The sequence below is a fragment of the Stenotrophomonas sp. 364 genome, assembly GCF_009832905.1.
GTDB classification, from domain to species: Bacteria; Pseudomonadota; Gammaproteobacteria; order Xanthomonadales; family Xanthomonadaceae; genus Stenotrophomonas; species Stenotrophomonas maltophilia_AP.
The window spans coordinates 4,639,103-4,658,385 of sequence record NZ_CP047135.1 but is presented as its reverse complement, the minus strand read 5'-3'; the positions used below and the strand labels follow the sequence as shown (position 1 = coordinate 4,658,385).

The 19,283-nt window shown below is 68.2% G+C and carries 21 protein-coding genes; 6 read left to right on the top strand and 15 right to left on the bottom strand.

Annotated features, from left to right (window positions below; genetic code table 11):
• The first annotated feature begins 21 nt into the window (after positions 1 to 21).
• Positions 22 to 480: a hypothetical protein gene (locus GQ674_RS20660; protein ID WP_159498895.1), complete on the top strand. Its 459-nt coding sequence runs from the start codon at positions 22 to 24 to the stop codon at positions 478 to 480.
• 21 nt (positions 481 to 501) lie between these two features.
• On the opposite strand, the gene GQ674_RS20655 is transcribed toward GQ674_RS20660, so the two are convergent.
• Positions 502 to 1,776 (bottom strand): MFS transporter, encoded by a 1,275-nt coding sequence (locus GQ674_RS20655; RefSeq protein WP_159498893.1) that lies wholly within the window; start codon positions 1,774 to 1,776, stop codon positions 502 to 504.
• 131 nt (positions 1,777 to 1,907) lie between these two features.
• Complete coding sequence (gene lepB, locus GQ674_RS20650) at positions 1,908 to 2,543, bottom strand: signal peptidase I (protein ID WP_159498891.1); 636 nt, start codon at positions 2,541 to 2,543, stop codon at positions 1,908 to 1,910.
• Between the two features lie 179 nt (positions 2,544 to 2,722).
• Here lepB and GQ674_RS20645 point away from each other — a divergent pair, with 179 nt between their 5' ends.
• Positions 2,723 to 3,130: a hypothetical protein gene (locus GQ674_RS20645; RefSeq protein WP_159498889.1), complete on the top strand. Its 408-nt coding sequence runs from the start codon at positions 2,723 to 2,725 to the stop codon at positions 3,128 to 3,130.
• Between the two features lie 3 nt (positions 3,131 to 3,133).
• Complete coding sequence (locus GQ674_RS20640; protein ID WP_128095356.1) at positions 3,134 to 3,583, top strand: 3-dehydroquinate dehydratase; 450 nt, start codon at positions 3,134 to 3,136, stop codon at positions 3,581 to 3,583.
• Between the two features lie 419 nt (positions 3,584 to 4,002).
• Here the strand turns inward: GQ674_RS20640 and dcp are convergent, their stop codons facing one another.
• The 3 genes from dcp to arfB all read right to left on the bottom strand — a co-directional run bounded on the left by dcp (position 4,003) and on the right by arfB (position 7,341).
• Positions 4,003 to 6,159 (bottom strand): peptidyl-dipeptidase Dcp, encoded by a 2,157-nt coding sequence (gene dcp, locus GQ674_RS20635; protein ID WP_159498887.1) that lies wholly within the window; start codon positions 6,157 to 6,159, stop codon positions 4,003 to 4,005.
• A gap of 143 nt (positions 6,160 to 6,302) precedes the next feature.
• Positions 6,303 to 6,863 carry a lysophospholipid acyltransferase family protein gene (locus GQ674_RS20630; RefSeq protein ID WP_236546331.1) on the bottom strand — a complete coding sequence of 187 codons (561 nt, stop codon included), beginning with the start codon at positions 6,861 to 6,863 and terminating at the stop codon, positions 6,303 to 6,305.
• Positions 6,864 to 6,909: 46 nt separating this feature from the next.
• On the bottom strand, positions 6,910 to 7,341 hold the full coding sequence (gene arfB, locus GQ674_RS20625) for an alternative ribosome rescue aminoacyl-tRNA hydrolase ArfB (protein ID WP_128095353.1): 432 nt from the start codon (positions 7,339 to 7,341) through the stop codon (positions 6,910 to 6,912).
• Positions 7,342 to 7,480: 139 nt separating this feature from the next.
• Here arfB and GQ674_RS20620 point away from each other — a divergent pair, with 139 nt between their 5' ends.
• Positions 7,481 to 8,041: a DUF2059 domain-containing protein gene (locus GQ674_RS20620; RefSeq protein WP_159498883.1), complete on the top strand. Its 561-nt coding sequence runs from the start codon at positions 7,481 to 7,483 to the stop codon at positions 8,039 to 8,041.
• A 207-nt stretch (positions 8,042 to 8,248) separates the two neighbouring features.
• On the opposite strand, the gene GQ674_RS20615 is transcribed toward GQ674_RS20620, so the two are convergent.
• From GQ674_RS20615 to GQ674_RS20600, 4 genes are read right to left on the bottom strand one after another with little or no spacing between them, the layout of a single operon-like run.
• A complete protein-coding gene (locus GQ674_RS20615; protein ID WP_236546139.1) occupies positions 8,249 to 9,022 on the bottom strand; it encodes a pseudouridine synthase in 774 nt (257 codons plus the stop codon).
• 10 nt (positions 9,023 to 9,032) lie between these two features.
• Entirely contained in the window at positions 9,033 to 9,617 is a 585-nt protein-coding gene (locus tag GQ674_RS20610; protein ID WP_159498879.1) for an O-methyltransferase, read from the bottom strand.
• Between the two features lies 1 nt (position 9,618).
• Entirely contained in the window at positions 9,619 to 11,277 is a 1,659-nt protein-coding gene (ubiB, locus tag GQ674_RS20605; protein ID WP_159498877.1) for a ubiquinone biosynthesis regulatory protein kinase UbiB, read from the bottom strand.
• Positions 11,274 to 11,915 (bottom strand): SCP2 sterol-binding domain-containing protein, encoded by a 642-nt coding sequence (locus GQ674_RS20600; protein ID WP_159498875.1) that lies wholly within the window; start codon positions 11,913 to 11,915, stop codon positions 11,274 to 11,276. Before GQ674_RS20600 ends, ubiB begins: the two co-directional genes overlap by 4 nt.
• 143 nt (positions 11,916 to 12,058) lie before the next feature.
• On the opposite strand from GQ674_RS20600, the gene ddlA reads away from it, so the two are divergent.
• The gene (gene ddlA, locus GQ674_RS20595) at positions 12,059 to 13,165 is read left to right on the top strand and encodes a D-alanine--D-alanine ligase (RefSeq protein ID WP_159498873.1); all 1,107 of its coding nucleotides are present in this window, start codon (positions 12,059 to 12,061) and stop codon (positions 13,163 to 13,165) included.
• Between the two features lie 81 nt (positions 13,166 to 13,246).
• Here ddlA and GQ674_RS20590 read toward each other — a convergent pair whose 3' ends face one another.
• The 3 genes from GQ674_RS20590 to oleC all read right to left on the bottom strand — a co-directional run bounded on the left by GQ674_RS20590 (position 13,247) and on the right by oleC (position 16,126).
• Entirely contained in the window at positions 13,247 to 13,402 is a 156-nt protein-coding gene (locus GQ674_RS20590; RefSeq protein WP_038691201.1) for a DUF1328 domain-containing protein, read from the bottom strand.
• A 61-nt stretch (positions 13,403 to 13,463) separates the two neighbouring features.
• Positions 13,464 to 14,474, bottom strand: coding sequence for a 2-alkyl-3-oxoalkanoate reductase (gene oleD / locus GQ674_RS20585; RefSeq protein ID WP_159498871.1), 1,011 nt, complete (start codon positions 14,472 to 14,474; stop codon positions 13,464 to 13,466).
• Positions 14,471 to 16,126 carry an olefin beta-lactone synthetase gene (gene oleC, locus GQ674_RS20580; RefSeq protein WP_159498869.1) on the bottom strand — a complete coding sequence of 552 codons (1,656 nt, stop codon included), beginning with the start codon at positions 16,124 to 16,126 and terminating at the stop codon, positions 14,471 to 14,473. Before oleC ends, oleD begins: the two co-directional genes overlap by 4 nt.
• A gap of 103 nt (positions 16,127 to 16,229) precedes the next feature.
• Here oleC and GQ674_RS20575 point away from each other — a divergent pair, with 103 nt between their 5' ends.
• Positions 16,230 to 16,655, top strand: a complete 426-nt coding sequence (locus GQ674_RS20575; RefSeq protein ID WP_038691207.1) for a YkgJ family cysteine cluster protein — start codon at positions 16,230 to 16,232, stop codon at positions 16,653 to 16,655.
• Positions 16,656 to 16,870: 215 nt separating this feature from the next.
• Here the strand turns inward: GQ674_RS20575 and GQ674_RS20570 are convergent, their stop codons facing one another.
• From GQ674_RS20570 to GQ674_RS20560, 3 genes are all read right to left on the bottom strand, one after another.
• Positions 16,871 to 17,761 carry an alpha/beta fold hydrolase gene (locus tag GQ674_RS20570; protein WP_159498867.1) on the bottom strand — a complete coding sequence of 297 codons (891 nt, stop codon included), beginning with the start codon at positions 17,759 to 17,761 and terminating at the stop codon, positions 16,871 to 16,873.
• Positions 17,762 to 17,822: 61 nt separating this feature from the next.
• Complete coding sequence (locus GQ674_RS20565; protein WP_038691210.1) at positions 17,823 to 18,839, bottom strand: 3-oxoacyl-ACP synthase III; 1,017 nt, start codon at positions 18,837 to 18,839, stop codon at positions 17,823 to 17,825.
• A gap of 114 nt (positions 18,840 to 18,953) precedes the next feature.
• Positions 18,954 to 19,271 (bottom strand): DUF4156 domain-containing protein, encoded by a 318-nt coding sequence (locus GQ674_RS20560; RefSeq protein ID WP_128096979.1) that lies wholly within the window; start codon positions 19,269 to 19,271, stop codon positions 18,954 to 18,956.
• Between the last annotated feature and the right edge of the window lie 12 nt (positions 19,272 to 19,283).

The following is a 19,283-nucleotide window of genomic DNA, read 5'->3' as shown; positions in this document are numbered from 1 at the left end:
ACACCCCATACAAGGACAGCCATGTTGATCGGCGCACCACGTTCCATCTTCAATCCGTACGAGTGGTTGCCTGGGTATGGCGAATCGACGGTGTCCTTCCGCTCCGAAGGCATGGATGTCGTCCTTGAGGTGGCCTACGAAAGAGACGCGCCGGACGATGAGCGGGATGCGGCAATCACGATGCTGACACGCGAGATACGCTTCAGCCGGGTGCATTCGCTGATCAAACAGCCGTTTCCGGGCAGCACGCTGTTTGCATTCGACACAGGATCAGGGCGCTACACGCTGGGTGAGCTGACCGAATTCACCCGGTCCGACTGGGTCGCCGGCAGCCTGGCGGCATGGCAGTCGATCTCGTCCCATACGCCGCCGTCGCTGCGTCACTTCAGCATTCAATTCATGGCGGAGAATGTGGCGTTCCACGTCCTGGCCGAAGACGTTGTGCTGCTGGAGGAGCATCGCGTCGTGGATGCTGGCTAGGCGGTCTGGACGACGCGGCCGTCAACGGCTCACCGCAAGCGTGGCCCCCGCCGGTTGCACACGTTGCCCCAGCCGCCAGGCGATCACGCCGCCGGCCACTGTCAGCACGCCGACGAAACCGCACACGCCCAGCCAGTCCCAGTGGGTGTAGAACACGCCGCCGACGACGCCGGCCACGCTGGACCCCAGGTAATAGGCGAACAGGTACAGCGCCGACGCTTCGGCGCGCAGCGTGCCGGCCCGGCTGCCGACCCAGCTGCTGGCCACCGAGTGCCCGCCGAAGAAGCCGAAGGTGACCAGCGCGATGCCGGCGGCCATGCAGCCCAGCCACGGCAGCGCCAGCAGCACGATGCCCAGCGCGATCAGCCCGTAGCAGATGGCCAGCACGCGGCTGCGGCCATGCCGGGTGGCCTGCTGCCCCATCCACGCCGAACTGAAGGTGCCGACCAGGTACACGCTGAAGATCAGGCCGACCACGGTCTGGCTCAGCCGGTACGGCGGGGCGAGCAGGTGGTAGCCGAGGTAGTTGTAGAGGGTGACGAACACGCCCATCAGCACGAAGGCGGTGGCGAACAGCCACGGCAGGCCGGGGTCGGCAAACAGCCGGCCCCAGCGCGCCGGCAGTTCGCGCAGTCCGCTGCGGCGCTGCTGGAAGTGGCGCGACGGGGGCAGCTGGATCCACAGCAGCACGGTGCTGAGCAGCGCGATCAACGAGACCACGCCGATGCCCCAGCGCCAGCCCCAGTGGTCGGCCACGATGCCGGCGATGAGCCGGCCGCTCATGCCGCCGATGGCGTTGCCGCCGATATACAGGCCCATCGCCAGGCCCAGCGCGCGGCTGTCCATTTCTTCGGCCAGGTAGGTCATGCCCACCGCCGGCACGCCGCTCAGCGCGATACCCAGCAACGTGCGCAGCACCAGCAACGTGGACCAGTCGTCGACCATCGCGGTGGCCACGGACAACACGCTGGAGGCCAGCAACGCGGCCACCATCACGCTGCGGCGGCCGATGCGGTCGGAGATCAGCCCGGCGATCAGCATCGACACCGCCAGCAGGCCGGTGCTCAGCGACAGGGTCAGCGCGCTGTTGGCCGCCGACACGCCGAAGTGCCGGCTGAACTCGGGCAGCAGCGGCTGCACCGTGTAGAGCAGGCCAAAGGTGGAGAACCCGGCCAGGAACAGCGCGGCCGCCGTGCGCCGGAACGCGGGCGTGCCCTGCTGGATCTGGTCTGCCGCCCCCGCCGTGGCGGGAGCTGAGGAGCTGCGGTCGGGAACCGCTGCGGTGTCGCCATTCATGGGGATATGGCCGCGCTTGCGGGCCCGGACGGGAAGTCAGTCCTCAGGATAGGCAGCGCCGACAGGTCGATCCATAACCCGGAATGTCTGCATCGAGACGTTTCACGTATCGATTCAGATCGCGACCGTGGTTACAGCGCCTGCCAGGTCAGGCCATCGCCGCGCCGGTAGTAGACGTGCGACGCCTTGCCGTACAAGGCGCTGGCCTGGACCAGCCCGAAGAAGCGGCCGTCGGCGCTGTTGCCACGGTGGTCGCCCAGCATCAGCACCTTGCCGTCCGGCACGGTCAGGCCGGTGATGTCCGGCCCACCACCTTGTCCAAGATCGAGCTGGGCCACATGCTGGCCGAAGTCTTCGACCTCGCCCTGGCTGGCGTCGGCCAACGGCTGGCCATTGATGCTGAGGTGGCCGTCATGCAGCTCGACCCGGTCGCCGCCCACCGCGGCAATCCGCTTGATCAGGCGGATGCCGTCCACCGGCGAGTCGAACACCGCCACGTCGCCGCGCTGCGGCTGGCCGGTAGGCAGCAGTTCCACCGAGGTGAAAGGCAGGCGCAGGCCATAGGCGCGCATGTCCACCACTACCCGGTCGCCCGGCATCAGGGTGTGCTGCATCGAACCGCTGGGCACCTGGTAGTGGTTGGCCAGCGAGTCGCGCGCGGCCAACAGCAGGCCCAGCATCACCGCCAGCGGCAGTGCTTCCTTTTTCAGCCAGTGCAGCATGCGGTTGGAGGGTGCGGCGGTGGGGTCGGTAGCGGGCATATCCATGGCCAGGCTCTCTCGGGGTGTGGGGCTATGACCGTGGCGGCGTCTGCCAAGTTCCCCGGCCGCGCGCCCAGAAGCTACGCGGAATTTATGCGCTGCAGGCACCGCGGGCATGGCGGTTTTACGCGGTCCGGTCGCATCGTGGCACCACCGCGCCGCAAGGCGCTTGAACGAGGTGTTGCATGACCATCCTGATGATCCGGCACTCGCCGCCTGGCGCGGCACCGGACACCCTGCCGCTGCCTGCACGGGTCGCCGGGCACCGCGTGGCCTGCCGCGATTGCGATTCCCTGCCGGCGCTGGTGCGCTGCCTGCAGCGGGCACAACGCAGCCGCCCGGCGCTGGTGCTGATTGCCACCACGACGGTCGATGCGCCGCAATGGGCGCGCTATGGGCAGGCACTGCGCACGGCGCTGGAGGCGCTGCCGGCGCCCTACATCGAGATGGCCAGCAACGACGACGACGCGCTGGACGACCACCTGCACCCGCAGCACGCGCCAACCGCGCGGGTGGTGTGCAGCAGCGGCCGCGCCGATGCGTGCCGGTTGTCGCTGGCGATCGCCGCGCGTCGCCTGGCGGCGGAGGCCTGAGCCATGTCGATTTTCATCATCCGTGGCCCGGAGGCAGCGGGCCAGCTGATCCGCACCGCGCAGCCGTTGCCGGCGCCGGTCCTGAAGTCGCTGGTGCACCGTGCGATCGACGCGGGCACCACGGTGGCCATCCGCGCGTGCGGGTCCGAACAGGAACTGCTGGATGCACTGCGCGTGGCCGACCACAGCCGTGGCGAGGTGACCTTGCTGGACCCAGGTGCGTGCGTGGGCAGCCTGCGCCTGCAGCAGCTGCTGCCGTACCTGCGCAATGCCTACGTGGAAGTGCACGACGATGACACCCGCAGCCCCGAAGCCTGCCTGCCGCCGGACATCGGCCAGCGCATCGGCGTGGCACACGGGTACTGCGCGCAGAGCTACATGCATGCGCTGGAGATCGCACTGGACCACCTGGGGTGCAGCGAGATCGTGGACGGGGTGCACGTGGGGACGTGAGGGACACGGCTGCCGCGCTGGGGCGGTCGGTCGGTGGGTCGGGCGCTGGGGTCCCCTACCCTTTCCGGCGAATGTCCCCCGGCGTCGGCCTGCGGCCGCCCCCTCCTCCTTTATTTCGCCTCCAAGGGTAGGAGACCCCAGCGCCCGACCCACCGACCAGCGCCAAAAGGGCCTGGCTTCTACCTGCTTACCGAAAGCCGAGCCCCGTAGCGGCCGGTAGGCGCCTGGGCAAAATAAAGGAGGAGGCCGCCAGGCCGGGGGACATTTGCGCCAGGGGCCTACCGGCCGCTACGGGGCCCCAACGCGCGCCGCGAGCAAAAAAAAACGGCAGGGTTTCCCCTGCCGTTTTCGTTTTTCAGCCTGCATCGGTAGGCGGTGTACCGACCAACGGTCGGTACCTACCCCAATGGTTCGCGCGGTTACTTCAGGCCGCGGTTGACCAGCAGCGGTTCCACCGAGGGGTCCTTGCCGCGGAAATCGCGGTACAGGTCCGACAGCTCCACGCTGTTGCCGCGCGAGAGGATCTTGTCGCGGAACACCTGGCCGTTCTGCGCGGTCAGGCCACCGTTTTCCTTGAACCACTCGAAGGCGTCATGGTCGAGCACTTCGGCCCAGAAGTAGGCGTAGTACCCGGCCGAATAGCCGCCGCCCCAGATGTGGTCGAAGTAGGTGGTGCGGTAGCGCGGCGGCACCTGCGGCAGGTCGACCTTGAACTTCTTCAGCGCGCCCGCTTCGAAGCTGGCCACGTCCTGCAGCGGCGCGTCGGCCGGCTGGGTGTGCCAGGCCAGGTCAAGCAGCGCGGCCGACAGGTACTCGGTGGTCGCATAGCCCTGGTTGAAGGTGCGCGCCTTGAGGATCTTGTCGACCAGTGCCTGCGGCATCGGCTCGCCGGTTTTGTAGTTCTTGGCATAGTTGGCGAACACCTTCGGGTCCAGCGCCCAGTGTTCGTTGAACTGCGAGGGGAACTCGACGAAATCGCGCGAGGTGCTGGTGCCGGCGATGGACGGGTACTTCACCTTCGAGAACATGCCATGCAGGGCGTGGCCGAACTCATGGAACATCGTGGTCACGTCATCGAAGCTGAGCAGCGCGGGCTGGCCGGCGGCGGGCTTGGTGAAGTTGCACACGTTGTAGACCACCGGCTTGGCACCGGTCAGGCCGTCCTGTTCGACGAACACGTCCATCCAGGCGCCACCGGACTTGCTGTCACGCTTGAAGTAGTCGGTGTAGAACAGCGCCAGCGAGGTGCCGTCCTTGTCGAACACTTCGTAGACCTTCATGTCCGCGTGGTAGGTCGGGATGTCGGTGCGCGGCTTGAAGGTGATGCCATACAGCTGGGTGGCGGCGTAGAAGACGCCGTTCTGCAGCACGTTGTCCATCTCGAAGTACGGCTTGATCTGCGACTCGTCCAGGTCGTACTGCGCCTTGCGCACCTGCTCGGCGTAGAAGTCCCAGTCGGACGCGGCGAGCTTGAAACCGCCCTTCTGGGCGTCGATCACCTTCTGCATCTCGCCGATCTCGCCGCGCGCCTTGGCGGTGGCCGCCGGCACGGTGTCGGTGAGCAGCTTCAGCGCGGCTGCCGGGGTCTTGGCCATCTGGTCGGCCAGGCTGTAGGCGGCGTAGTTGTCAAAGCCCAGCAGCTTGGCCTTCTGCGCACGCAGCTGGGCCAGGCGCTGGACGGTCTGGCGGGTGTCGTTGGCGTCGCCCTTTTCGGCGCGCGTTTCCGACGCCTTGAGCACGGCGGCGCGCTGCTCACGGTCGCTCAGCGAGGCGAGCACCGGCTGCTGGGTGGTGTTCTGCAGCGGCAGCAGGTACTTGCCATCCAGCTTGCGGTCCTTGGCGTCGGCCGCGGCGGTGTTGATCGCGTCCTCGTCCAGGCCGGCCAGCTTGGCCTTGTCGTCCACCACCACGGCACCGGCGGCGGTGGCGGCCACCAGGCGGGTGTGGAACTGGGTGGCCAGCGTGGTTTCTTCCACGTTGAGCTTGCGCAGCGAGGCCTTGTCGGCGTCGTTGAGCTGCGCGCCGGCGCGCACGAACTCCTGGTAGTCACGCTCGACCAGGCGCAGCTGCACCGGGTCCAGGCCCAGCGACTGGCGCTGGTCGTAGATGGTCTTGATGCGCGCGAACAGCTTCGGGTCGAGGTTGATCTCGTCCTGGTGGTCTGCCAGCTTCGGGGCGACTTCTTCCTGGATCTTCTGGCGCGCGTCGTTGGTATCGGCCTGGACCAGGCCGAAGAAGATGCGCGACACGCGGGTCAGGGTTTCGCCGCTGCGCTCCAGCGCTTCGATGGTGTTGTCGAAGGTGGCCGGCTCGGGGTTGTCGGCGATCTTGCGAATCTCGGCCAGGTGCTGCTTCATGCCTTCGTTGAAGGCCGGCAGGTAGTCACTGTCCTTGATCTTGTCGAACGGCGGCGCCTGGAACGGCAGCGTGCTGGCGCTCAACAGGGGGTTGGTGGAGGCATCGGCCGGCTGCTGCGCGGCGGGGGTCTGGGTGTCGGACACGGGGGTGGACTCCTTGCCGGAACAGGCCGCCAGCGCCAGGCTGATGGCAGCGGCCAAAACTACGGTACGCGACATGAAACGGGCTCCTTGGAATGGGATGCGGCTGCGGAAAAACCGCAGCCGATCACCCTACTCCGATTGCCGGGGACCGGCATGTGCCGGACGTGGCGTATGGCTGTGCAGGCCCCGGCGCCAGTGGCGGCGGGGCCTGGCGACGCTCAGACGGTGCCGCGGTTCTTGCCCTGCCAGGGCCGGTAGTAGTCGCGGATGGCGGCCATGTCGGCGGCATCGTCGCCCGTGGAGTAGAACAGGGGGCCGATCCCGATGGTCTTCTCGGGGTAGTGGAAGTACGCCGCCAGCACCGGCACGTCGGCCATCCGCGCGATCTTCAGGAACCCGGCCTTCCAGTGGGTCACCGCCTTGCGGGTGCCTTCGGGGGTGATGGCATACCACATGCGTTCGGACCCGCGGATCAGGCTGACCGCCTGCTCGACGGTACCCTGCGGCGAGCTGCGGTCCAGCGGGATCACGCCCAGCGCGCGCAGCAGCGGCGACAGCGGCCACCAGAACAGCGAGGCCTTGCCCAGCACCTTGACCTGCATGCCCAGCGCGATCTTGGCGGCCATGCCCCAGAACCCGTCCCAGTTGGACGAGTGCGGGGCAATGATGAAGACCAGCTTGGGCACGTCGGGGAAGGTGCCCACCACTTTCCAGCCGCCCAGGCGCAGCGTGCAGCGGGCCAGCCAGCGAAGGAAGCGGTTTGGTTTGACCTGCGGCATGTTGGGCGGAACGGCCGGCAACAGCGGACTTCGGTTGTTCAAGCAATCACTCCCAATTGCGTGTGGTGCGTCCGCGCTTGATCTGCGCGCGGCCTTTTTTCTCGTCCAGGCGGCGCAGCTTGGCGCCATACGAGGGCTTGGTGGCCACGCGCGGCTTGGGCACGCTGAGGCTTTCCTGGATGAAGGCGGCCAGGCGCTCGCGGGCGTCGTCGCGGTTGCGGTCCTGGGTGCGGAAGCGCTGGGCATCGATGACCAGCACGCCCTCGCCGGTCATGCGCCGGTCGCGCCGGGCCAGCAGGCGCGAGCGCAGCGCTTCGGGCAACGACGGTGAGCCGGCCACGTCGAAGCGCAGTTCCACGGCGGTGGAGACCTTGTTGACGTTCTGGCCGCCGGCGCCGCTGGCGCGCACGAAACGTTCAACGAGTTCCGCATCGGGAATCGACAGGTGCGCGCTGATGGTGACGGGTCCGGAAGCCATGGGCGGCATTGTAAGGGCAGGACCGTGTCCAAGGGTGGGGCAAACATCCCCGATGACGCCGATAACGTCCGCAAACTACGGTCTGCTGACGCCTTCGAAGGTATCCTTGGGGTTCCATGCCACGCAGGATGCCCCGCACATGCTCTTGATCCGCTCCCTGGCCCTTGCCGCCACTCCCCGCCGTGCACTGACCCGTGTCGGCCTTGTACTGGCGCTGGGCCTGGCCTCGATCGCGCCGGCGCTGGCCGCCCCGCCGTCCGATGCCGACATCAACCGGCTGCTGGCAGCCTCGCGCGCACAGACCATGCTGGACAGCATGCTGCCGCAGATCGAGGCGATGCAGCGCCAGCAGTTCCAGCAGGTCGCCCAGCAGCGCCAGCTGGATGCGCAGCAGCAGGAGCAGATGAAGCGGATGGAGGCCCGCACCACCCAGACCATCCGCCAGGCACTGTCGTGGCAGCAGCTGCGGCCGATGTACGTGGACCTGTACAAGAAGAGCTTCAGCAAGGAAGACGTGCTGGCGATGGCCGAGTTCTACGAGAGCTCGGCCGGCCAGAGCCTGCTCGACAAGACCCCGGCACTGATGCAGAACGTGATGGTGGCCATCCAGGAAAAGATGCAGCCGCTGTTTGTGGACCTGCAGAAGGACCTGGAGGCGATCATGAACGAAGCGCCGGCCCAGGCACCGGCGAAGAAGTAACCGCCGCCCGGCGTAGAGCCGACCGTTGGTCGGCTGCACGGATGACCCGGGTGCCGCGCGTAGAGCAGCCGACCAACGGTCGGCTCTACCGGGTTGGATCACGGGCAGTTGGATACACGCAGGCCATTCCGGGGGTAGAGCCGACCGTTGGTCGGCTCCACGGATGCCCCAGGAGACGCGCGTGGAGCAGCCGACCAACGGTCGGCTCTACGCGGTCAGACCCCACCCCAACACATCCATCGCCTTCCGGAACTCCCCGTCCACCGGGGCGCTGACATCCATCGCGCTGCCATCGGGGTGCGGGAAGCGCAGGCGTTCGGCGTGCAGCAGCATGCGGTGGATGCCCTGCATGCGGAAACTGCGGTTGTGCCGGCCATCGCCGTGGCTGGTGTCGCCGATCAGGTGATGCGACAGGTGCTTGAGGTGGCGGCGGATCTGGCGGAAGCGGCCGGTCTGCGGCTGGCAACGCAGCAATGCATAGCGCGAGGTTTCGAACTCGCCGACGGGCACGGCGATCTCGCCCACGGCCACGCGCTGGAAATGGGTGATGGCCTGCTTCTTGACCGGCTTGCCAGGACCACCGTCCAGGTCGTGGTCGACGGTGAACGCCTCCTCGGCCGGCCAGCCGCGGCAGATGGCCAGGTAGTCCTTGGTGACGTCGCCGCCCATCAGCGCTTTGCCGAGCACGCTGGCGCTTTCGCGGTCGAAGGCCAGCAGCAGGCAGCCACTGGTGGCGCGGTCCAGGCGGTGGACCAGGAAGATCGGCTTGCCGAGCTGCTCGCGCAGGCGGTCGGCGAGGAAGTCGTCTTCGCCACGGGCCAGTTTGCTGTCGTGGACCATCAGCCCGGCGGGCTTGTTGACCACGGCCAGGCGGTCGTCCACGTGCAGCAGCTGCAGCGGGACCGCGTCGGCGGTGGCGGGGAATGCGGTGTCGGTGTCGTTCACCGACCGATTATCCCCGCCGCGCGCGGGCAGCGCCATCGGCGATGATTCAGGCGGCGCTGCGTACCGCGATCAGTTCGCCGTTGCCGATCGGCACCAGCACGCACTGGAACTGCGGATCGTCACGCACGCAGGCATCGAAGGCCGCCATCTGTTCGGCGTGCGACACCGCGTTGTCGACCACCAGCAGGCCACCGGGCCGCAGCACCCGGCGCAGCTGCGGCCACCAGTCCAGGTACTGGCTGCGTTCGGAATCCAGAAACAGCAGGTCGATGCTGTCGTCGGCCGCGGCATGCAACCATGCGCCGCCCTCGGCGTGGACCAGCGCGATATGCGCACCCAGCCCGCTGCGGTCGAAGGTGCTGCGCGCCAGCGCGACCTTGTCGGCGGCGTATTCCAGCGTGGTGACGTGGCCACCGACCGCGGCGGCGGCCTCGGCCAGCCACAGCGTGGAATAGCCGTTGGAGGTGCCGATTTCCAGTACCCGGCGTGCGCCGGTGGCGCGCACCAGGACCCCCAACAACGCCCCGGTGTCGGGCGTGATGTTGAGCATGCGCTGGGCACGCGCGGTGTGGGTGGCGTCGTTGTCGGCGCCGAAGCGGGCCAGCTCCTCCTTGAGCGCCTGCAGCGTCATGTCAGCGCCGCCACCACGCGCTGGCCAGCGAGAACAGGCCGGCCGCGCCGCTCACCCAGCTCCACACCGGCGCATCGCCGAAGTACCAGCCACCCGGCTGCATGCCATACAGCACCGCCGCCACGATCAGCAGGCCAACGCCGGCGATCGCGGCCACCGCACGCTTCTGCAGCTTCTGCAGGTTGGTGTTGAGCGCCACCAGGTCCTGCGAGCGCATCGACAGCTCGTGCCCGCCTTCCACCTGCTGCTTCAACCAGGCGTGCACCAGGCGCGGCATGTCCGGGGTGTGGGTCATGATTTCCGGCAGCCGCTTGCGCAGTTCCTTCAGTACCCGGCGCGGGCTGTAGCGCTCGCGCAGGATGCGTTCGAGCACCGGCCGTGCGACCGCCCAGATATCCAGTTCCGGATCGAGCTGACGGCCCACGCCTTCGATGTTGAGCAGGGTCTTCTGCAGCAGGATCAGCTGCGGCTGCAGGGTCAGTTCGTAGCGCTGGGCCACGCGGAACAGCTTGATCAGCACTTCGGCCAGCGAGATCTGCGACAGCGGGCGGGTGAAGTACGGCTCGCAGACCGACCGCGCCGCCGCTTCCAGCTCGTCGATGCGCACGTTGTTGGGCATCCAGCCCGCTTCAACATGGAGCTCGGCCATGCGCCGGTAGTCCTTGTTGAAGATGGCCATGAAGTTTTCGGCGAGGTAGTACTGATCCTGCTCGGACAGCTGGCCCATGATGCCGAAATCCAGCGCGATGAAGCGCGGGTTGTCACGCCGGGCCGGATCGATGTCGACCCAGATGTTGCCGGCGTGCGCATCGGCGTGGAAGAAGTTGTCGCGGAACACCTGGGTGTAGAACACCCGCACGCCCTTCGCGGCCAGTGCCTTGCGGTCGATGCCGGCCTTGTCCAGCGCGGCGATGTCGTCCGACGGAATGCCCCACACCCGTTCCAGGGTGAGCGCGCGCTCGGCGGTGTGGCTCCAGATCACTTCCGGCACGTACAGGTCGTCCGAGTCGACCCAGTTGCGGCGCAGCACGCTGGCATTGGCGCCTTCGCGCTGCAGGTCCAGTTCGGCGGCCAGGGTGTTCTCTACTTCAGCCACCACTTCGCGTGGGCGGATCTTGTCCGCGCGCGGGTGGGTGCGCTCGACCAGCGCGGCCGCGGAGTTGAGCAGCGCGATGTCGGCGCCGATCTGCTTTTCGATGTCCGGGCGCAGCACCTTGACCACCACCTGGCGGCCATCGGCCAGGGTGGCTGCGTGCACCTGTGCGATCGAGGCCGAGGCCAGCGGCTGCAGGTCGAAGCTGGCGAAGGCTTCGCTGACCGGGCGGCCCAGCGCCTGCTCGACGATGCGCTGCGCGGCAGCACCGTCAAACGGCTTCACGCGGTCCTGCAGCAGGGTGAGTTCATTGGCGATGTCGGCCGGGATCAGGTCGCGGCGGGTCGACAGGATCTGCCCGAACTTGACGAAGATCGGGCCGAGGTCCTGCAGCGCCAGGCGCAGGCGCGCGCCGCGCGACTGGACGGCGATGTCGGCCGACGCGCGCGGTACGAACGGCTTGGCCAGGCGCAGCCAACGCTCGGCCACGGTGCCTTCCAGCAGGTCGTCCAGGCGGTAACGCAGGATCACGCGACCAATGCGGGTGGCACGGAACATCGCCTTCATGCGCGCACCTGGCGCAGGCGCTGCACGCGCACCGCAATGCGTTCCACATCGTCGCGCATCACGTCCACGTCGTCGTGGAAGGCTTCCAGTTCTGCTCGCGGTACCACGTCGCGCGACTCCTCGGTGACAAATTCAGCGGCGCTGTGCGCCAGGTCGGACGCGCCGCGGCGCGCATGCTGCAGCGCCGAGCGCAGGCTGTTGGCTACCTGCACCCCCAGCACCTCGCCGAACACACGCACAAACGGCTGCTGCCAGTCCGGATCGAAACGGCTCGCAAGCTGCTGCAGCCGGCGCGCCAGCTCGGCATCGCCGGAGACCTTGACCCGCCCGGCCGGGGCGGTGCCGCCACGGCGTGCGTTGGCCAGGAACGGCAGTTGCGCCAGCACCCCACCCAGCGTGCTGCGCACCGCCAGGTCCGGTTCCTGCTGCGGGTCCACCTGGCCCACCGTCAGCCGCTCCCCGTCCACCCCGATCCGCATTGCCAGCGCGGGCGACTCCAGGGTGAGGGCGATGTGGCGGCCATCCAGCGCGGCCAGTGCGCCCCGGGTGTCCGGGTCCAGCGCCAGCGCGCGGTTGAGCGCCAGCTGCAGCGCATTGCCGGCCAGCGGCTTGAGGGAACTGAGGAGGGAACGGGCCATCGGTGCATTCTAACCGGCCCGCGGCAGGCCGGGACCGTCGCCACGGTGCCCAGCCTGACGCGTGGATGAAGGCCGGGTGCGCCACGGCTGGCGGACCGGTTCATGCTAGGGGTCCACATACGCACGCAGGAGCAGCAGCAGGCATGGGCAAGACGCGGGTAGGCATCATTTTCGGTGGCCGTTCGGCCGAGCATGAAGTGTCGTTGCAGTCGGCGAAGAACATCGTCGATGCGCTGGACAAGGAACGGTTCGACGTCACCCTGATCGGCATCGACAAGCAGGGCCAGTGGCATGTGAGCGACCCGCAGGCCTTCCTGCTCAATGCCGAGGATCCGGCGCGGATCGCGCTGAACCCCTCGGGCAATGCGGTGGCGGTGCATCCGGGCGTGGCCCGCCAGCAGCTGGTGCCCACCGACCCGGCCACCGCGCTGGAACAGATCGACGTGGTGTTCCCCATCGTGCACGGCACGCTCGGCGAGGACGGCTCGCTGCAGGGCCTGCTGCGCATGGCCAACCTGCCGTTCGTGGGCGCAGGCGTGTTGGGGTCGGCGGTGGCGATGGACAAGGACGTGGCCAAGCGCCTGCTGCGCGATGCCGGCCTGGCCGTGGCCCCGTTCGTCTGCTTCAACCGCGCCAGCGCAGCCAACGCCGACTACGCGGCCCTGGTGGCGCAGCTGGGCGCGCCGCTGTTCGTCAAACCGGCCAACCAGGGCTCGTCGGTGGGCGTGAGCAAGGTGCATACCGCGCAGCAGTTCCATGAGGCACTGGCGCTGGCGCTGTCCTACGACCACAAGGCGCTGGTGGAAACGGCCATCGACGGCCGCGAGATCGAGTGCGCGGTGCTGGGCAATGAAACGCCGGAGGCCAGCGTCTGCGGCGAGGTGGTGGTGCACGACGAATTCTATTCGTACGACACCAAGTACATCCGCGAGCACGGCGCCGACGTCGTGGTGCCGGCGGCGATCAGCGACGCCGACCAGCAGCGCATCCGCGCCATTGCCGTGCGCGCCTACCAGGCCCTGGACTGCGCCGGGCTGGCGCGGGTGGATGTGTTCCTGGGCCGCGATGGCCAAGTGGTGATCAACGAGATCAACACCCTGCCCGGCTTCACCCGGATCAGCATGTATCCCAAGCTGTGGGCGGCCAGCGGGCTGGGCTACACCGCCTTGATCACCCGCCTGCTGGAACTGGCGCTGGAGCGGCATGCGCGCGAACGTGCGCTGCAGAGCTCCATCACGACGACGGCCTGACCCCCTTTCGAGGATCAGGCCGTCGTCAGGCGCCGCTGGGCACCCCGCGCTGGAGAGAGGTAGCGCGGGCTGCCCGGCGAACTACCCTCGCTTGCGGAACATCGACACCACCGCCAGGATCAGGAACACGACGAACAGGATCCAGGCGATGTTACTGGCAGCGCCGGCGATGCCGGAGAAGCCGAGCACCGCCGCGATGATGGCGATGACGAAAAAGATTACGGCGTAATGCAGCATGTCGATCCTCGCGTAATGCGTGCCGGATTGGCGTGCTGCAATCTTCACCAAACCGCGGTGTTCAGGAAGTGATGGCGCCCTCTGCGCGCGATGAAGACTTCAGCCTCGTGAGGCCTTCGTCAATGCTCACCTGCGGCACGTAGCCGAAGTCGCGGCGCGCCGGTTCCATGCTGTACCAGTGCGGCGTGCACAGCTGCTCGGCCAGGAAGCGGGTCATCGGCGGTTCGCCGCGCAGGCGCAGCAGCGGCCACAGGCGTTCGGCCACCGCGCCGATGCGGTAGGCGGTCTTGAAGCTGATCGACTTCTCCACCGCCGGGGCGCCCACGGCGGCCATCAGCTTGTTGAGCAGCTCGCGCATCGGCAACGGTTCGCCGTTGGAGATGAAGTACGCCTTGCCCGCGCACGCCGCGCCCGGGGCGAGGTGTTCGAAGGCCAGGAAGTGGGCCAGCGCGGCATTGTCGATGTAGGTGGTGTCGACCCGGTTGCTGCCATCGCCGACGAAGCGCAGCCGGCCCGCGCGCGCGCGTTCGGCAAGGCGCGGCACCAGTTGCTGGTCGCCCGGGCCCCAGATCAGCCGCGGGCGCAGTGCCACGGTGGCCAGGGTGGCATCGTTGGCGGCCAGCACGCGCTGTTCGGCAATGGTCTTGGTGGCTGCGTAGGGCGCCTGGAAGTCTTCGCCGTAGGGCACTTCGTCGGCCCCCAGCCCTTCCACCGGATGGGTGGCGCGGTGGGTCACGCTGGGCGTGGAGGTGTAGACCAGTTTGCCCACGCCGTGTTCGCGACAGGCGGCAATCACGTTGTCGGTGCCCACCACGTTGGCCTGGAAGTAGCTGTCATAGCTGCCCCATGCGCCGGCCTTGGCCCCGTTGTGGAACACTGCATCGACCCCGGCCACGGCGTGCCGCACGGCATCGGCATCGGCCAGGTCGCCGCGGATCTGGCCCACGCCCAACGCGGCCAGCGGCGGGTAATCGCCCCGGTTGAAGCTGAGCACCTGGTGGCCACGCTGCACCAGCCCGCGGCACAGCGCCTGCCCGAGGAAGCCACCACCACCGGTCACCAGGATCTTCATGCGTGCGTTTCCACTTGGGTTGCGGCCCAGATGGCCAGCTTCTCGCGGCCGATCTTGGCGTTGTGACGGATATCCACCGGGAAGCCCGGGTGCATCAGGAACTGTTCGATGCGGGTGGTGTGCGGGTACGCGTCGGCCTTGTGGCGCAGGCGCTCGCGCAGCGCCGGCGTATCGGCCGCGCCGGGCTGCAGCTCCACGCACAGCACCGGCCGCTGCCGGCCAGCCGGGCCAACGCCGACCAGCGCGGTGCGGGCGATGCCGTCCAGCGCATTGAACACCGGCTCCACCTGTTCGGTGTACAGCGGGCCGTGCGCGGTTTCCAGCCGCTGGGTCTTGCGCCCGCAGAACCACAATCGGCCCTGCGTGTCGAAGTAGCCCACATCGCCCATGCGGTGCACCACCTGGGTGCGTCCATCGGCCAGCGCTTCGCTGATCTTGGCCGCGGCGGTGGCCTGCGGACGGTTGAAGTAGCTGTCGGTGGCGGTCGGGCCGGCCACGGTGATCTCGCCCACCTCGCCCACCGCCAGTTCGCGTACCTGCGACCACTGCTGCAGCGGCGCGTCGTCGATGGCGATGATGCGCACCTGGTTGGGCGCCACCACGCGGCCCACGCAGGTGCCGGCGCCGGCCTCGGTGGCCTGGCGCGTGCTGTCCAGCTCGCGCCCTTCGATGACCGCCACCGGCAGGCACTCGGTGGCGCCGTACGGGGTCCAGAACTGCGCGTCATCGGGCAGCAGCCGGCGGATCCGTGCCACCACGTCCGGCGGCACCGGGGCACCGGCCGAGGTGACCCGGCGCACACCCTGCAGCGGCTGGCCATGGTCGGCCAGCACGCGCATCAGCGCCGGCGAGCCGAACAGCTGGGTGATGCCGAAGCGGGCGATGGCGTCGTGCAGCTTGCGCGGGTCGGCCTTGGCCGGGCGCGTGGGGTCCATGTCCGGGATCACCGAGGTCAGGCCCAGCGCCGGGTCGAACAGGGCAAACGGCGGGAAGGTCGGCAGGTCGACGCCGCCGGGCTCCATGCCGAAGGCGGCACGCAGCAGATCGACCTGGCCCACGAAGTGGCGGTGGCGGTAGACCACGCCCTTGGGCACCCCGGTGGAGCCGCTGGTGAACAGGATCGCGGCGACATCCTCGCCGTCGGTGGCCGCCATCGGCTGGGGCGCACGCGCGCCGTCGGCCTCGATGCGGGCCAGCGTGGTGCCGCCCCAGCCCCAGCGCCGACCCACCGTCACCAGCGTCTTCACCCCCGGGCACCAGCGCAGCACCAGCCGCGCCACGTGGGCCAGGCCGATGCCGATGAAGGCCTGCGGCTGGGCCTCTTCCAGGCACTGCTTGAGCGCGCGCTTGTCGATGCCGGGGTCGACCAGCACCGGCACCGCGCCGTTCTTGAACAGCGCGAACATCAGCAGGAAGAATTCCGGGGACGGCCGCACCATCACCACCGCGCGCACGCCACGGCCGATGCCATGGGCGGCCAGGCCGGCGGCCAGGGCGTCGCTGCGCGCGTTGAGGGTGCGGTAGTCCAGGGTGACGTCATAGGCCGCCATGCCGCCGGGACCGGGCTTTCCCGGGCAGCGGATGGCAATCTGGTCGGGGCGCTCACGGGCCAGCTCGGGCAGGCGGGCGGCGATGTTGACGGGGCTGTTCATCCGTTCATTGTCGCCGCTGCAGAAAAATCTTGCGCGACGGCCAACGGCGTGGAAAATTCGCGCCCTTCCCTCCCGCTTGATTGCCGCCCAAGGCCGGTACCCCATGTCCCATCCCTGCCTCACCTGCGGCGCCTGCTGCACCCAGTACCGTGTGGCATTCCACTGGATGGAATCGGACGAGGTCACCCCCGGTGGCGTGCCGCATGAACTGACCCAGGTGCTGGACCCGCACCGGCTGTGCATGCGCGGCACCCTGTCCAAGCCGGTGTACTGCGTGGCGCTGGATGCGGAGATCGGGGTGTATTCCCGCTGCACCATCCACCCCAACCGGCCCAGCGTGTGCCGCGAGGTGGACGCCTCGTGGGAGTACGGCAAGGCCAGCCCGCAGTGCGACAAGGCGCGGGTGGCGCACGGCATGCCGGCCCTGACCCTGGCCGATTGGCGCTGGCGGGACGCGGCGGACAACGACGATGATCATCCCGACGACAACGGCAGTTCGCCGGCCCCGCAGGCGCCGATCGCGGCGTGAGGGTGTGTGTCCGGGGGTGATGGCCCGGAGCGAAGGGCAGCCGGCCAACGGTCGGCTCTACCGGGGAGGGGTTCCGATTCGATCAAACGTCGGTACCCGGTGATGGGTTTCGATCCGACCAATCGTCCGTGCACGGTGATGGGTTTCGATCCGAACCAACGTCGGTATCAACCGCTTGATGGGTAGGTGACGACCGTTGGTCGTCACACCCCCGGTCAGATCGGGTTGGCGTCCAGGAACGCCCGGATCTTCGGCACCAGCACCTCGTGCTTGTCTTCCAGCACGTAGTGCCCGGCATCCTCGAAGGCATGCACCTGGGCCCGCGGCAGCGCGGCCTGGAAGCCGGCCAGGAAATGGTGGTCGAACACGAAGTCGCGCAGGCCCCAGCCGATGAAGGCCGGACGGTCGGCGAACGACGGCAGCGCCTGACCGGCGCGCTCCAGCAGCGACCAGGCCTTGTCGGCCGGCGACAGCGGGATGTCCTGCATGAAGCGGATGGTGCTGATGCGGTTGGCGTAGCTGTTGTACGGCGACACGTAGGCACGGCGCACGTCGGCCGGCATCTTGCGTTCCACACCCAGCCAGGAGGCGCCGGAGGAGAACGCGTTGAACGTGCGGATGATCCACTCGCCCACCGTCCAGTGCCGGCCCAGCGCGATCTGCCACGGCATCTTCTTGGCCGCCGGCATCGGGAACGCGGCGGTGTTGAGCACCACCAGCCGCTTCACCTGCGCATGGTGCGACAGCGCCCAGCCGAAGCCGATCATGCCGCCCCAGTCGTGCACGGCCAGGGTGACCGGGCCGGTGATGCCCAGGTGCCGCAGCAGCGCGTCCAGGTCGTCCACGCGCGACTGCAGCGTGTAGTCGTAGTGCGCGTCATCGGGCTTGTCCGACAGGCCCATGCCGATGTGGTCGGGCACGATGCAGCGATATTCATCCGAGAGCCCGGCCACCAGCGTGCGCCAGTAATAGCTCCACGACGGGTTGCCGTGGACCATCACCACCACCTCGCCATCGCGTGGGCCTTCGTCGAGATAGTTCATCGACAGGCCAGGGCGGACCTCGAAGCGCTGCGGGTGGGCGGGGTAACCGGGAAGCTTGGACATCGGATCGCACCTGTAAAAAGGGCCGGTAGTACCGGCCCTTGGAATCAACGCAGCGGTCTGCTTACCAGACCACTTCGGCCATCGAGCAGTTCAGGCCCGAACCGATGCCCAGCAGCGCGATGCGGTCGCCCTTCTTCAGGCGGCCCAGCTCCTTGAGCTTGCTCAGCACGATCGGCACCGAAGCCGGACCGATGTTGCCGTGCTCGCCGAAGATGGTCATGACCTTCTTCGGGTCGATGCCGAAGTTCTTGATGAACGCGGCGGTGTGCGGCTGGCTGACCTGGTGGATGACGAACTGGTCCAGTTCGTCCACCGCCCAGCCCAGCGCTTCGCGCGCGGCCACGAAGGTCTTCTGCGCCAGCTTGATGCCTTCGATCAGCAGCATGCGGGTGTCGGTGACCATGCGGTCCAGGTTGCCGCGGCAGAGCTGGTTCCACTCGGTGGCCGAGCGGGTCACGCCACCGCGGTAACGCGGCGCATCGGGCACCAGTTCGGTACGCGCCATCACCATGGCCGCGGCTCCGCAGCCCAGGGTCAGGGCGGCCATCTCGTTGCGGAAGTCGTCGGCGGTCACGCCCGGCAGGGCCATGCGCTCGAGGGTCTTCTCGTAGACCAGGTTGGCGGTTTCGCCATCGACGATCAGGGCGTAGTCGATCTCACCGCGCTCAAGCATGCGCGCAGCGATGTCCATGCCGTTGATGAAGGCCAGGCAGGCATTGGCGACGTCGAAGGTCATGCATTCGTCGCCCACGCCCAGGTTGCCCGAGACGATGCTGGCCGTGGACGGCTCCAGGTAGTCGCGGCTCACCGAGGTGTTGACCAGCAGGCCGATCTTGTCGGCGCCGATGCCGGCGTCTTCCAGCGCCTTGCGGGCCGCCAGGGTGGCCGCGTCGGAGGCGAGCATGTCCGCGTCCCACAGGCGGCGGGCGTGGATGCCGGCGATGTCGCCGAGCACGTCGGTACGGATGCCCAGACGATCCAGCGTCGGCTGCAGACGTTCGTTGATTTCCTTGGACGTCAGCGTGTGCGGCGCGTCGATGTGCGCCAGGCCGGCGATAGAGACATTCTTGAAGAGCATCAGTTAGCGCCAAGGCTCAGGCAAAGGGGGCGCTATTGTAAGCCGGCGTTGCCTTCACCGCACCTTTACGAATTCACGCCCGGGCGTATGGTGCGGCCGGGCGCCCTGAAGGGTTCAGCGCGGCGGGCACTGGAAGGCCAGGAAGCGCTGGCTGCCGTCGGTCGGCTGGCCGGCCGCCTGGACGGCATTGGCCCCGGCGCTGGGCGCTTCATTGCGTGCCAGGGTTTCCAGTTCTTCCTGCACGCGCAAGGGGTTGCGGTTGTAGAAGCCCACCTTGCTCTTGACCGTCACCACCACCTCGCCCTTGGTCTGGCAGCCGCTGGGCACCTGCCCGGCCGGCAGCACGCGCACGGTCTTGCCCACCGGTTCGATCGGCACCCAGGTGCAGGCAGTGGCGCTGAGGGTGAGCAGGGAAAGCAGAAGAACGCGCATGTGGGGAACCTG